Origin of the sequence: Comamonas sp., from assembly GCF_009360615.1 — a bacterium.
GTDB lineage: Bacteria > Pseudomonadota > Gammaproteobacteria > Burkholderiales > Burkholderiaceae_C > Comamonas.
This window is the reverse complement of record NZ_SPEY01000086.1, coordinates 14,250-27,325: the sequence shown is the minus strand read 5'-3', so window position 1 is coordinate 27,325 and position 13,076 is coordinate 14,250. Positions and strand designations below refer to the sequence as shown.

Below are 13,076 nucleotides of genomic sequence, written 5' to 3'. Positions count from 1 at the left end.
AAAACAAAGCAATCACCACCCCGGGCCGGCTGCGGCGCGCGCCTGCGCAAAACCCGCGCCCGCAGCCTGGAGCCAAGCCCTTCTAGAATGACGGGTTCTCTGTGAAAGCTGTTTCCTCATGACCGCACGCAAACTATTCGTCACCACCGCCCTGCCGTACGCCAACGGCAACTTCCACATCGGCCACATCATGGAATACATCCAGGCCGACACCTGGGTGCGTGCGCAGCGAATGCAGGGCAATGCGGTCAACTTCGTGGGCGCCGACGACGCCCACGGCGCGCCCATCATGATTGCCGCCGAAAAGGCCGGCAAGACGCCCCAGCAGTTCGTGGCCGACATCGCTGCCGGCCGCAAGCAGTACCTCGACGGCTTCCACATCGCCTTCGACAACTGGAGCAATACCGACAGCGCCGAAAACCACGAGCTGTCCAAGCAGATCTATCTGGACCTGAAGGCCGCCGGCTTCATCGAATCCCGCACCATCGAGCAGTTCTTCGACCCGGAGAAGAACATGTTCCTGCCCGACCGTTTCATCAAGGGCGAATGCCCGCGCTGCCACGCCAAGGACCAGTACGGCGACAACTGCGAAGTGTGCAGCTCGGTCTATGCGCCCACCGACCTCATCAACCCGTTCTCGGCCCTGTCGGGCGCCACGCCGGTGATGAAGTCCTCCGAGCATTTCTTCTTCAAGCTCTCCGATCCGCGCGCCGTGGAGTTCCTGACCGAGTGGACGCAGAACGGCAAGCACGTGCAGCCCGAGGTGGCGGCCAAGATCAAGGAATGGTTCGGCGTGCGCACCAACCCCGACGGCTCGACCAGCGAAGGCCTGGACGACTGGGACATCAGCCGCGACGCCCCCTATTTCGGCATCGAGATTCCCGATGCGCCCGGCAAGTACTTCTATGTCTGGCTGGATGCGCCCGTGGGCTACCTGGCATCGCTCAAGGAACTGCTCAAGCGACGCGGCGAGGACTACGACGCCTATATGGCCGACCCCGACCTGGAGCAGTACCACTTCATCGGCAAGGACATCATCACTTTCCACACGCTGTTCTGGCCCGCGATGCTCAAGTTCAGCGGCCGCAAGACGCCGACCCGGATCTGCGTGCACGGCTTCATGACCGTGAACAACGGCGAGAAGATGAGCAAGAGCCGTGGCACCGGCCTCGATCCGCTCAAGTACCTGTCGCTCAAGATGAACCCCGAGTGGCTGCGCTACTACCTGGGTGCCAAGCTCAACGGCAAGAACGAAGACATCGACTTCAATCCCGAAGACTTCATGCTGCGCGTCAACTCCGACCTGATCGGCAAGTACGTGAACATCGCTTCGCGCGCCGCGGGCTTCATCAGCAAGCGCTTTGACGGAAGGCTGGGTCAGGTCAGCGAAGACGGCCAGGCCCTGCTGGGCGCGCTGCGCGAGCAGCAAACCGCCATCGTCGCCGCCTACGAGGCCCGCGACAGCGCCCGCGCCTCGCGAGAGATCATGCTGCTGTGCGACAAGGTCAACAGCTATGTGGACGCCAACAAGCCCTGGGAGCTGGCCAAGAAGGAAGGCATGGATGCCCGTCTGCACGACGTGTGCACGACCTGCATCGAAGCCTTCCGCATCCTGACCATCTACCTCAGCCCCATCCTGCCCGGCGTGGCCGCCGAAGTGGCCCGTTTCCTCATCGTGCCCCCCGAGCGCTTCGCCGACGTGGTCAGGCCCCTGGGCGCCGGCCACCAGATCGGCGTCTACCAGCATCTGATGCAGCGCGTCGACCCCAAGCAGCTTGAAGCCCTGTTTGAAGCACCCGCCGGCCAGGCCGCCGCCGAACCGGCCAAGGCCGAGAAGAAGGCCGCCAAGAAGGCCGAGCCCGCGATCGACCCCACGGCCCCCGGCGGCGAGCCGCTGGCCGAGACCATCGGCATCGACGACTTTGCCAAGGTCGATCTGCGCATCGCCAGGATTCTGGAATGCAGGGCGGTGGAAGGATCGACCAAGCTGCTGCAGCTGACGTTGGATGTGGGCGAGAAGGACGAGAACGGCCAGCCCAGGACCCGCAACGTCTTCAGCGGCATCAGCAGCATGTACCAGCCCGAGCAACTGCAGGGCAAGCTGACGGTGATGGTGGCCAATCTGGCACCGCGCAAGATGAAGTTCGGCCTGTCCGAAGGCATGGTGCTGGCGGCCAGCCACGCCGACGAGAAGACCCATCCTGGGATCTATGTGCTGGAACCCTTCCCCGGCGCACAACCCGGCATGCGGATTCATTGATCCTATGGTCCCCCCTGAATCGCCTTCGGCGCCTTCCCCCTGGGGGGACGACAGCCTCGCGGCGGGGCGGCGGGGCCGCCTTAGGCCCTTGCACGGTGACCCCGGGCAAGGCTTTGCCCTTTGCAAAGGCGCTGCACACCGTGCGACGCAATAGGATCATGATGTCGCGCAAGCCCCCGCGCCTCCTGGCCCTGGGGGCTCTTTGCTTCAGCCTGGCACTCTCGGGCTGTACCGTGATCGCCGTCACCGGCACCGCCATCAGCGTGACGGCCGGGGCCGTGGGCCTGGCCGCCGATGCGGCCATCGGTACGGCCAGGATCGTGGGCAAGGGCGTGGGCAAGGCGGCTGATGCCCTGATGGATGACGACCCGCCCGATACCAGCGGCGTGCACATACGCTACCGCGACTCCTCGGCTGCGGCTCCCGCAGGGGCAGAAATGCCGGCTGCAGCCGCCAACACCACGCCTCCCCCTCCTGAGGGTCTGCCGCCGCAATACTGACGAACCGCCTGCATCCGTTCAAAGAAGACCGCCTTGCGCTCCCTGCCCGGGAGCACCATGCGGTTTTTCATGCCCAGGTGCGCCCTGCAAGCACATTCGCAGCGCATAACTAAATAACCAATAACTTCCTGTTACATCGCCAGGATATTGGACTTGTCGGGGCCGGTCCGCTTCCTAGAATCCAGCTTCATCCGCTCTGCCTGCACCGTCCCTGCCCAGAAGAATGCCCGGCATTCAACACACATCACAAAGGCTGCGCACATTCAGGCATCGAGGTCACGAATCCCCCCACGCGGCCCGCTTGGGGACAACGGGAGACTCCATGCGATCGAAACCCTTGCTCACTTCAGCGCGCTCCGCGCTATGGCTGGCTGTTGCCCTGGCAGCCCCGCTGCCCAGCCTGGCCAGCTCTGCCGCCACCTCCTTGCGCGTGCAGGATGTGGCCTTGCTGGCTGCCAGCTGTGCCAACTGCCACGGCCCGGACGGCCGCTCCACGGGCGTCATTCCCCAACTGCGCGGCCTGCCCGAGGCCCACCTGCTGCAACGCCTGCAGGCCTTCAAGGCCGGTAGCGCAAAGGACGCCACCGTCATGACCCGTCTGGCCAAGGGCTACGACGATGAGCAAATCAAAGCGCTGGCCCAATGGTTCAGCAAGAAGGGGCCGTAAATGCAGATCAATCGTCGTCAAATTCTCGGCGGTGCCGCCGCCGGTGCAGCCAGCCTCGCCATGCCCGCCATCGTGCAGGCCAAGGCAGCGTCGGCCCGCGTGGTCGTGATCGGCGGCGGCTTTGGCGGAGCCACGGCCGCCCGCTATCTGCGCCAGTTCGCACCGCATGTCCAGGTCACGCTGGTGGAGCCGGCCGAGCGCTTCTATACCTGCCCCTTCTCCAATCTGTACCTGGCCGGCCTGCGCAGCTGGGAGAGCATAGGCCACGGCTACGGCGGTCTGCGCAAGGCCGGCGTGGACGTGGTGCATGCACGTGCCGACCAGGTCCTGACCGACTCCAGGCGCGTGCTGCTGTCCAACGGTCAGGCGCTGAGCTATGACAAGCTGGTGCTCTCGCCCGGCATCGACATGCGCTGGAATGCGCTGGAAGGCTATGACGAGGCAGCCGCCCAGCTTGCCCCCCATGCCTGGAAGGCCGGAGCGCAGACCCAGCTGCTCAAGAAGCAGCTCGAAGCCATGCCCGATGGCGGCAAGTTCGTGATGGTCATCCCTGCCAACCCTTTCCGCTGCCCGCCCGGCCCCTACGAGCGCGCGGCCATGGTGGCCCACTACCTCAAGCAGCACAAACCCAGGTCCAAGATTCTGCTGCTGGACGACAAGGATGCCTTCTCCAAGCAAGGCCTGTTCATTCAGGGCTGGAAGGCGCTTTACGGCGACATGATCGAATGGGTCAAGCAGGCCGATGACGGCAAGGTCGCACGCGTGGATGCCAAGAACCTGGAAGTGGAAACCGCGTTCGGCACCAGGCACAAGGCCGATGTGCTCAACGTCATCCCGCCCCAGAAGGCCGGCTTTATCGCCGACCGTGCCGGCGTGACCAATGCCAGCGGCTGGGTTCCGGTCAAGCCAGAATCCTTTGAATCCACCCAGGTCCGGCATGTCTATGTGCTGGGCGACGCCACGATTGCCGCGCCCATGCCCAAGTCCGGCTTTGCCGCCAATACGCAAGGCAAGGTGGCCGCTGCCGCGATTGCCGCCGAGCTGAGCGGCAGCCCCCTGCCTGCGGCGGCCTTTGCCAACACCTGCTACAGCCTGATCGGCACCGACTACGGCATTTCCGTGGCCGGCGTCTACCGCACTGCAGCGGGCAAGCTGATCGAAGTACCCGAATCCGGCGGCGTGAGCCCCATGAACGGCGATGCCGCCTTCCGCAAGGCCGAGGCCGACTACGGCGCAGCCTGGTACAAGGCCATCAGCGCGGATATCTGGGGTAGTTAACTGGCTCATCCCCTGAGGCGCTTTGCGCCTTCCCCTTATCTGTACGTGCTTCGCACTGCGGGAAGGGGACGCCACCATCGCGGCGGGGCGGGGCGGCCCTTGCTTGGTGGCCCTCCCTTGCGTGTCCCAAGCCGGCAGCAGCTGTATTTCAAGGCGGCGCTGCCGCTTGCCTTGCTTGAGTCATTGATATGTTGTTGTGGTCTGTTTTTTGGCTGGGCATGGCCTTCGGCGTCGCCGCGCGGCTGGGGCGTTTCTGTCTGCTGCGCGGGCTGCGCCAGCAGGTGGGACTGGACGCGGAAGCTGCGCCCGGCCAGGCACCTGCATTGCAGGCCTTTGCCCTGGCACTGGCAGTGGCCTTGCTGGGCTCGCAGGGGCTGCAGGCTCAGGGGTCGCTCGATCTGAGCCAGGCCGCCATTGCGCGGCCCAGCTTTTCCATGGCAGGCGTGCTGATCGGCGGCCTGCTGTTTGGCATTGGCATGGTGCTGGCCCGCGCCTGCGGAGCCCGCTCCCTGGTGCTGCTGGCGGGAGGCAATCTGCGCTCCCTGGTGACGCTGGTGTTTCTGGCGATCGGCGCGCAGCTGGCCATGACCGGCGTGCTGACGCCGCTGCGCCTGTGGCTGCAGGACCTCGCCCCCCTGACGCTGGCACACGCCACCCTGCCCGCCTACCTCTCTGCTCTGAGCGCCTGGCTGCTGACGCCTGCTCTGGCCTTGCCGCTGCTGGCCTACGCGCTGCTGCGCCCGGGCCTGCGCCAGAACCCGCTGCAATGGGGCTGCGCACTGCTCATCGGCCTGCTGGTGGCTGCCGGCTGGTGGCTGACTGCGCATATCGGGGTCGATGAATTCGAGCCGGCCCGCCTCACCTCGCTGAGCTTCATCGGCCCGATCGCCGAGGCCCTGCTCTATCTGCAACTGTCCGTGGGACGCGAGCCCGGCATAGGCCTGGCGCTGACGGCGGGCGTGCTCGCCGGTGCATTGTTCGCCGCCCTGGGCAGCCGCACGGCGCGCTGGGAAGGCTTCGACACCACCAGCCGCCTCGCGGCCAGCGCGGGTGGTGGCCTGCTGATGGGCGTGGGTGGCGTACTGGCCGCAGGCTGCTCCATCGGCCAGGGGCTGAGCGGGCTGTCCACGCTGTCGCTGGCCAGCTTTGTGGCCGTTGCCGGCATCCTGCTCGGAGCGCTTGTCAGCTTGCGCCTGCTGCGCCAGCAATAGCGCTGGCTTCGCTTGGGTATTCACCGATTCCGGATCAGGGCCTGCTCCTAGAATCTCCAGCCACCAGCTCTGCTTGTGCCGCGTGTCGGCTGAGAGACAATCGCATCGCGCTGCAGCCAAGCTTGCTTCCCCCAACGAATCCGAGGTCCTGATCGGGCCTCATGCCCATGACAGGAGCAATGCCCATGCAACGTCGCCATTTCCTCTGGACCCCACCCGCACTTGCCCTGGGCGCCGCTGCCGGCCCGGCAATGGCAGCCCCGGCCATCATCGGCAGCCAGTCACCCATCCTGCCGCGCAAGGGCAAGGGGCCGCGCATCGTGATCTGCGGCGGCGGCTGGGGCGGCATGACAGCTGCGCGCTATCTGCGCGAGTTGATCCCGAACTCAGACGTCGTGCTGCTGGAGCGAAACGCCACGTTCTGGTCCGGCCCCATGAGCAACAAATGGCTGGTGGACATCGTGGGCACGGACTTCGTGAACCGCGACATGCTGCACCCGGCCAACAAATACGGCTACACGCTGCTGCAGACCGAAGTCACGGGCTTCGAGCGCGACAAAAAACAGGTGCGCACGGCCCATGGACTGATCGAGTACGACTTCCTGATTCTCTCGGGCGGCATTCGCAACGATTACGAGGCCTGGTTCGGCAACGACCAGCGCGCCATCGACTACACGCGCACCCGCTTCCCCAACGCCTACATCCCCAACCAGGAAATGCTCTCGCTCAAGAGCAAGGTCAAGAACTTCAAGGGCGGCACGCTGGTGATGACACTGCCGCCTCCGCCGCATCGCTGCCCGCCTTCGCCCTACGAGCGCGCCTGCCTGATCGCCTGGCATATCAAGAAGAACAAGATTCCCGGCAAGATCGTGATCCTCGACCCCAAGCCCAAGATCGCCCCCATCGGCGTGGGCTACAAGCAGGCCTTCGAGGAGCTGTACGCGGACATCATCACCCATGTGCCCAATGCAGGCGTCAGGGAGGTGGACCCCTTCAACAAGCAGATCAAGACGGCAGCGGGCGACTTCAAGTTTGACGACGCCATCCTCATGCCACCCCACCAGGCCGCCGACATGGTCTGGAAGGCCGACCTGATCGGCAAGGATGTCGCCACCGGCAAGCCCACGGGCTGGGCCGACATGCACAACCGCCTGTTCCATGCCAGGAGCGACGACCGCGTGTACTTTGTGGGCGATCTGATGGGCGCGATCTCGCCCCAGTTCGGCCACTACCCCAAGAGCGGTCATGTGGCCAACTACATCGGCAAGATCGTGGCCCGGAACATTGCCGAGCGCGTGGCGGGCAAGGAAGTCGTGGCCCGGCTGCCCGACAACCTCTGCTACATGATGGTCAACGGCGACCCCCAGGAAGAGATTTCGGTGAAGTTCGAATACGAGGTCGATGCCAGCGGCCAGGTCAACCAGACCCAGATCGACATGGATGTGCGCACCTCCGATCTGGTCAAGGAAGACTTTGCCTGGATCAACGGCAAGTTTGGTGATTTCCTGGGGATCTAGCCATCAGAAAGGCCCCCACCACGAGGCGGCTCCGGGGCGCCGTTTCTCGCCAGACGCTGGCGCGCGTTTTGAAGTTCTGTTGATTGGATTGAAGAAAAGCAATGTTCAAGCACACCTCCCGTAGAAGTCTGGTGCTGGGCGCGGCAGCAGCCGGGGCCGTCTTGGCCCTGCCCGCCCCTGCTCTCGCCCAGGCCAGGACTCCGCTGGTCGGACCGCTGGCCCCCAACCCGGCAGAGTTCAGGAAAGTCATGGAGCAATTCACGGGCGGCAAGCCAGGCTTTGCCGAAGGCCTGCAGCTGGAGGTGCCCGTGCTGGCCGACAACCCCAGCGCCGTGCCCGTCAAGGTCAAGGTGACGCTGCCCATCACCGAGCAGGACTGGTGCGAGGAAATCATTGTGCTGGCCGAACTCAATCCCTCGCCGCTGACCTGCCGCATGCAGTTCACCGCAGCGGCCGGAACGGCCGAGGCGGCGGTGCGCATACGCCTGTCGCAGTCGCAGACCGTGCATGCCCTGGCCCGCATGAAAAGCGGCAGGATACTGATCGCCAAGCAGGCGACGACCGTGGCCGCCAGCGGCTGCGGCATGTGAATCCAGGACTCCTCCTGAGTCGCTTCGCGCCTTCGCCCACAGGGGGACGGTGCCAGCGCAGCAGGACGGCCTTTGCGCGGCGCTTGCCGGACTCGAGCCCCCAGCAAATTCGAACATAGCGGCTTCCAGGCTCACCCTGGATGCGTGAACTGAAAGGAATTTTGATGAGTAAACCACCCCGTGTCTGGGTCAGCAATGCCAACCCCAAGAAAGGCGAAGTGCTGCGCGTGCGCGCGCAGATCGAGCATGTCATGGAAAGCGGTCTGCGCACCGACCCGGCCACGGGCAGGGTGCGCCCGCGCAATATCGTGAACCGTTTCGAGGCCCGGCTGGGCAACAGCCTGCTGTTCAGCTGGGAGCCCGGCATCTCGATTGCCCAGAACCCCTATATCGAGTTCACCTTCGTGGCCCGGGAAGGCGGCGAGCTGCAAATGCAGTGGAAGGACGAGCAGGGCCAGACGCTGAGTGCACAGAAGACGATCAGCGTCACCTGATGGCAAGCGCCGTGAAAAAGCCCCGCCCGGCTTGCACCGGGGCGGGGCTTTTTCCTGCAGGTCATGCCTCAGTTGCCCTGATAGCGGCCGGGACGATGGCTGATCCACAGGAACATGCTCATGATCACCGCAGCGAGCACCGAATACGCCACACGCTCCAGGGGCACGATCGCCAGCGCCAGCAGCACGACAGTGCAGTCGATCATCATCTGCACCTTGCCGGCGCGAATGCCGTAGCGGTCCTGCAGATAGAGAGAGACGATGGTGGCCCCGCCCAGGCTGGAACGGTGCCGAGCCAGGAACAGGCAGCCCGACCCCATGAGCAAGCCGCCCGCCACGGCCGCATAGAGCGGATTCAGGTAGTCGATATGGATGAAACGTGGACCCACATCGGCCATCAGTGCCAGCATGGCGACCGAGACAAAGGTCTTGACCGTGAACTCCGCGCCCATGCGCTTCCAGGCAAACCAGTAGAACGGCAGATTGATGACGAAGAAGATGGCCCCAAAAGGCAGTCCCGTCACATAGTGCAGCAAAAAAGCCACGCCCGCCGTGCTACCCGTGAGCAGTCCCGCCTGTGCAAACAGCATCATGGTGATGGAGACAAACAGCGAGCCCGTGAACAGGGCCTGCGCGTCCTCGAAGCGGCCATGGCGCAGGCCCGAAGTGGCCGGTGCAGCAGCAGCGGAGACATCCATGCGACCGGCCAGAGCTGGGCCGGCGGAAGAAGATAGCGGTGTGGACATGTCGGGTAAGACAGCAAGAGGGATGCCCATGGTCTCGATAAAGACCGGGGCGAGCCGGCGCGGATAACACCGGGAAACCCCTTAATTTTACGGATGGACTCATGCGGGATGCACATGATTTGCTGCAACGCAACAAATCCAGCAGGGGAATTTCGCAAGCACCGCTGCCACGAAATTCAAGCTTTTCCGGGCTCCATCGCTTACAGACAAATCAACAACAGCTATCAATTCAGAAGCACCCAGACGACCCACCCGCCATGCATTCGCGCAGGCCTGCCTGGAGGATGGCAAAAAGCCCTGCCCGCACCGTGCAGACAGGGCTTGCAGCGAGACCCGCTCCCCGACAGGCGATCAGCCGCGCGGCTCGTCGGGCAGGCGTTCGCGGTGGAGCGTGCGCAGCACCCGGCCATCGGAGCCGAAGGTCACCGTGAACTGCATCTCGCGCGTGGGCGGGTCGATGTAGTTCCAGTCCCATTCGGTCTCCTTCCTGAGCGGGTACGTCATCATCTTGGCGGGCTTGCCAAGCATGCGGCGCACCTGGTTCTCCTCCATGCCGGGCACGACCTTGGCAAACACATGCGGGGCCAGCACCTGGCGCAGCGCACTCATCTTGCCGTCCAGGCCTATGGTGATCATGTAGTTCCTGGCACCGGCAGGCTGGCGGTTGTACTCCAGGGTGCGCGAGCCGTCTTCCTCGCTCCAGATGCGCTCGGGCTCGCCAAACTTCGCGCGTACATCAGCCTCGGTGGACAGGCCTTCCTCCAGCTCCCGGATCTTCTGCTCGTCACAGCCCAGCAGCGCCAGGGTACTGATCGCAGCCGCCGCCAGGGCCGCCGTCACACGGGAAAAAATATTCATGGCTTGAATCACAATGCTTGCCTGACAGAATGTGAATTCTGACAGCAAGCCACCCGCGCAAGCGCGCCACTTTTGCAAACGCTTGTCACAACGGAGCCATCCCCAGTGAGCACAACCCTAGAACAACTGTTTTCCCAATTCAGCAGCGCGGCACAGGCTGCCCGGGATCAGCAGGACAAATGGCTGATCATCGACCCTGTCTACGAGCATCTGGAGACGCTGCAGGACGCCCCCCTGGAGCAGGTGCTGCCCCATATCCTGGCACTGATCGAACGCTATCCCGAGCTGGACTATGGCGGCCCTGGCCCGTTCGGCAGCCTGATCGAGGAACACCCCATGGCCGCCTACACCCCCGCCTTGCTGGCATCGCTGGAGCGTCAACCCAGCGTTCAGGTGATAGGCTGGCTGGATCGCACCATGCGCGTGGACGAGGACTTCCAGCGCAATGACCCGAACCCGGTCGGAGCCGCCGAATTTGCCGCCGTGCTGCGCAAGATCGTCGATTCGCCCCTGGCCTCGGACGACTGCAAGGAGTTCGCGCAGATCTGTCTCAAGGATCTATAAGAGAACGTGCTTGCGATCTCTACGCAGCCGCGTTGGAGCGCAATCGGGATGAGTTCGAAGGGATGACTCGGCGCTTGCACCGGGGTGCAAGCAAGAGACAGCGTGCGGAAATCGTCCGATTTCGCTCCAACCCTGCGGGACAGTGTCTTTGCAAACGCCCGGTCAGGGGCGGTCTGCGGCGTTGCGAATCCTCGCAATAGCAGAGCTATTGCTGCGGTATCGCGCGCGGGGGGCCGCCCCCTTGCATCCCATCCCGCAAAGCCTTTGTCGCGGCGCGAGGAGATCGCAAGCACGTTCTAATAGCCCGCAGCGGTCCCGGCGCCCGCGACGGGCTAAAATCCGCTGATCTGAGAGGTTTTACACATATGTCTTTCTTCCGCCGCCCCGACTACCGTTCCGACACCACCAATTTCATCAACGAACTCAAGCAGCAAAAGCCCGAGCTGGACAAGCAGCAGCAAGCCGGCCGCGCCCTGCTGTGGGACAAGGATGTGAACTACGAAGTCTGGGAAGATCTGCGCGCCGGCCGCGTGGAGCAAAAGCCCTACGTTTACCAGACCAACCACTCCTGATCTCATCGATGAAATCAGCCTCCAGCGCTTACCCACCGAGCGCGCTCAGCTCTGCAATCCATCGCAGACCATGAGCGAGGCTGAAGCACAGACCCTGTTGCCGGGCCAGCACCCGGACGCGCCTGACCCCTCGCCCTCGGTCGTCGATCAGGTAGCCCTGGCACGCCTGTACGGCGAGCCGCTGTTTGCGCTGCCCCAGGATCTCTATATCCCGCCCGATGCGCTGGAGGTCTTTCTCGAAGCCTTTGAAGGCCCGCTGGACTTGCTGCTCTATCTGATCCGCAAGCAGAACTTCAACATCCTCGACATCCCCATGCTGGACGTGACGCGGCAGTACATGGCCTACGTGGATGAGGTTCGCAGCCGCAATCTGGAGCTGGCAGCCGAGTATCTGCTGATGGCAGCCATGCTCATCGAGATCAAGTCGCGCATGCTGCTGCCGCCCAAGAAGCAGGAGGACGGCGAGGAGGCCGAGGATCCGCGTGCCGAACTGGTGCGCCGCCTGCTCGAATACGAGCAGATGAAGCTGGCCGCACAGCAGCTGGGACAGCTGCCAACCTACGGGCGTGACTTTCTCAAGGCCACGGTCTACATCGAGCAAAGCCTGCAACCGCGCTTTCCGGATGTCGAGATCAGCGAGCTGCAGGCCGCCTGGCGCGACATCCTCAAGCGTGCCAAGCTGGTGCAGAGCCACAAGATCACGCGGGAAGAACTGTCGGTGCGCGAGTACATGAGCCAGATCCTCAAACAGCTGCAGGGCCAGCGGTTCGTGGAGTTCGAGCGCATCTTCGATCCGGAAAAAGGCTCGACCGTGCTGGTCGTGACCTTCATCGCCATGCTGGAGCTGGCCAAGGAAACGCTGATCGAGATCACCCAGGCCGAAGCCTACGCGCCCATTTATGTGCGCCTGGCCTACACCCCTGTGTAAGGCCTGCGGCCGCCTGCAAGGCAGGCGCCCTGTAACCCTATGGCCCACGAGAAGTTCAGCAAGGGCTTACATTCTCATACCGGGCTGCTGCGCAGCCGCCCCTTGTTCCGCCGCGCCTTGACGCGACACATTCGACATGACATACAGCGTCAAAGAAATTTTCTACACCTTGCAGGGCGAAGGCGGCCAGGCCGGCATGCCTGCCGTCTTCTGCCGCTTTGCGGGCTGCAATCTGTGGACGGGCCGTGAACAGGACCGTTCCCATGCCATCTGCCAGTTCTGCGATACCGATTTTGTCGGCACGGACGGCACCCTGGGTGGCAAGTTCGCCACCGCCGACGCGCTGGCCGAGCGCATTCTGAGCCTGTGGCCAGCCGACGACCGCCGACACCGCATGGTGGTGCTGACGGGCGGCGAACCTTTGCTGCAGGTCGACCAGGCCCTGATCGCGGCCCTGCATGCGCGCGGTTTTCGTATTTCGGTGGAAAGCAACGGCACGGTGGCCGCACCCGAGGGCATAGACTGGCTGTGCATCAGCCCCAAGGCTGGCGCCGACTGGATTCAGCGCAGCGGCCAGGAGCTCAAGCTGGTCTGGCCTCAGCCGACATTCGATCTGGCTGCCATTGAAGCCAGCACCGAGTTCCGGCACTATTTTCTGCAGCCCATGGACAATGCCCTGCAGGACAGCAACATTGCCGCCTGTATTGCGCAATGCATGCAGCGCCCTGCCTGGCGCCTGAGCCTGCAAACCCACAAGCTCACCGGAATCAGATGACCCCCCTGAGTCGCTTCGCGCCTGCCCTCTCTTTCGCAACGCAGAAGGGCAACATCAGCCTCGCTGCGGGGCGGCGCGACCGGCCCCGGCCCTTGCTTGCTGCCACTGGCGTTGGT

Annotated in this window: 14 protein-coding genes; 12 read left to right on the top strand and 2 right to left on the bottom strand. The window is 64.0% G+C overall.

Translation table 11 applies throughout. The features are described 5' to 3' along the window. Window positions 1-118: 118 nt before the first annotated feature. The 8 genes from metG to soxZ all read left to right on the top strand — a co-directional run bounded on the left by metG (window position 119) and on the right by soxZ (window position 8,517). A complete protein-coding gene (gene metG, locus E2583_RS20210; RefSeq protein ID WP_291598039.1) occupies window positions 119-2,260 on the top strand; it encodes a methionine--tRNA ligase in 2,142 nt (713 codons plus the stop codon). Window positions 2,261-2,421: 161 nt separating this feature from the next. Then, entirely contained in the window at window positions 2,422-2,760 is a 339-nt protein-coding gene (locus E2583_RS20205; protein WP_309467949.1) for a hypothetical protein, read from the top strand. A gap of 337 nt (window positions 2,761-3,097) precedes the next feature. Further along, the gene (locus tag E2583_RS20200) at window positions 3,098-3,427 is read left to right on the top strand and encodes a c-type cytochrome (RefSeq protein WP_309467954.1); all 330 of its coding nucleotides are present in this window, start codon (window positions 3,098-3,100) and stop codon (window positions 3,425-3,427) included. After that, window positions 3,428-4,705 carry an NAD(P)/FAD-dependent oxidoreductase gene (locus tag E2583_RS20195; RefSeq protein WP_291598033.1) on the top strand — a complete coding sequence of 426 codons (1,278 nt, stop codon included), beginning with the start codon at window positions 3,428-3,430 and terminating at the stop codon, window positions 4,703-4,705. Between the two features lie 188 nt (window positions 4,706-4,893). Then, on the top strand, window positions 4,894-5,916 hold the full coding sequence (locus E2583_RS20190; RefSeq protein WP_291598031.1) for a YeeE/YedE family protein: 1,023 nt from the start codon (window positions 4,894-4,896) through the stop codon (window positions 5,914-5,916). A 185-nt stretch (window positions 5,917-6,101) separates the two neighbouring features. Further along, complete coding sequence (locus E2583_RS20185; protein WP_291598030.1) at window positions 6,102-7,433, top strand: FAD/NAD(P)-binding oxidoreductase; 1,332 nt, start codon at window positions 6,102-6,104, stop codon at window positions 7,431-7,433. Between the two features lie 101 nt (window positions 7,434-7,534). Continuing rightward, window positions 7,535-8,023, top strand: a complete 489-nt coding sequence (locus E2583_RS20180) for a thiosulfate oxidation carrier protein SoxY (protein WP_291598028.1) — start codon at window positions 7,535-7,537, stop codon at window positions 8,021-8,023. A gap of 164 nt (window positions 8,024-8,187) precedes the next feature. Then, window positions 8,188-8,517: a thiosulfate oxidation carrier complex protein SoxZ gene (gene soxZ / locus E2583_RS20175; protein ID WP_291598026.1), complete on the top strand. Its 330-nt coding sequence runs from the start codon at window positions 8,188-8,190 to the stop codon at window positions 8,515-8,517. Between the two features lie 68 nt (window positions 8,518-8,585). Here soxZ and E2583_RS20170 read toward each other — a convergent pair whose 3' ends face one another. Then, on the bottom strand, window positions 8,586-9,293 hold the full coding sequence (locus tag E2583_RS20170) for a YitT family protein (protein ID WP_291598024.1): 708 nt from the start codon (window positions 9,291-9,293) through the stop codon (window positions 8,586-8,588). Window positions 9,294-9,614: 321 nt separating this feature from the next. Continuing rightward, entirely contained in the window at window positions 9,615-10,121 is a 507-nt protein-coding gene (locus E2583_RS20165; protein ID WP_291598022.1) for an outer membrane protein assembly factor BamE, read from the bottom strand. Window positions 10,122-10,226: 105 nt separating this feature from the next. Between E2583_RS20165 and E2583_RS20160 the strand changes: the two genes are divergently transcribed. The 4 genes from E2583_RS20160 (at window position 10,227) to queE (ending at window position 12,960) form a co-directional block, all read left to right on the top strand. Beyond that, window positions 10,227-10,685, top strand: a complete 459-nt coding sequence (locus E2583_RS20160) for a hypothetical protein (protein ID WP_291598020.1) — start codon at window positions 10,227-10,229, stop codon at window positions 10,683-10,685. Between the two features lie 365 nt (window positions 10,686-11,050). Continuing rightward, window positions 11,051-11,257, top strand: a complete 207-nt coding sequence (locus E2583_RS20155) for a DUF3460 family protein (protein ID WP_291598018.1) — start codon at window positions 11,051-11,053, stop codon at window positions 11,255-11,257. Window positions 11,258-11,327: 70 nt separating this feature from the next. Continuing rightward, on the top strand, window positions 11,328-12,185 hold the full coding sequence (locus E2583_RS20150; protein ID WP_291598016.1) for a ScpA family protein: 858 nt from the start codon (window positions 11,328-11,330) through the stop codon (window positions 12,183-12,185). A 136-nt stretch (window positions 12,186-12,321) separates the two neighbouring features. Continuing rightward, window positions 12,322-12,960, top strand: coding sequence for a 7-carboxy-7-deazaguanine synthase (gene queE, locus E2583_RS20145; RefSeq protein WP_291598014.1), 639 nt, complete (start codon window positions 12,322-12,324; stop codon window positions 12,958-12,960). Window positions 12,961-13,076: the final 116 nt, after the last annotated feature.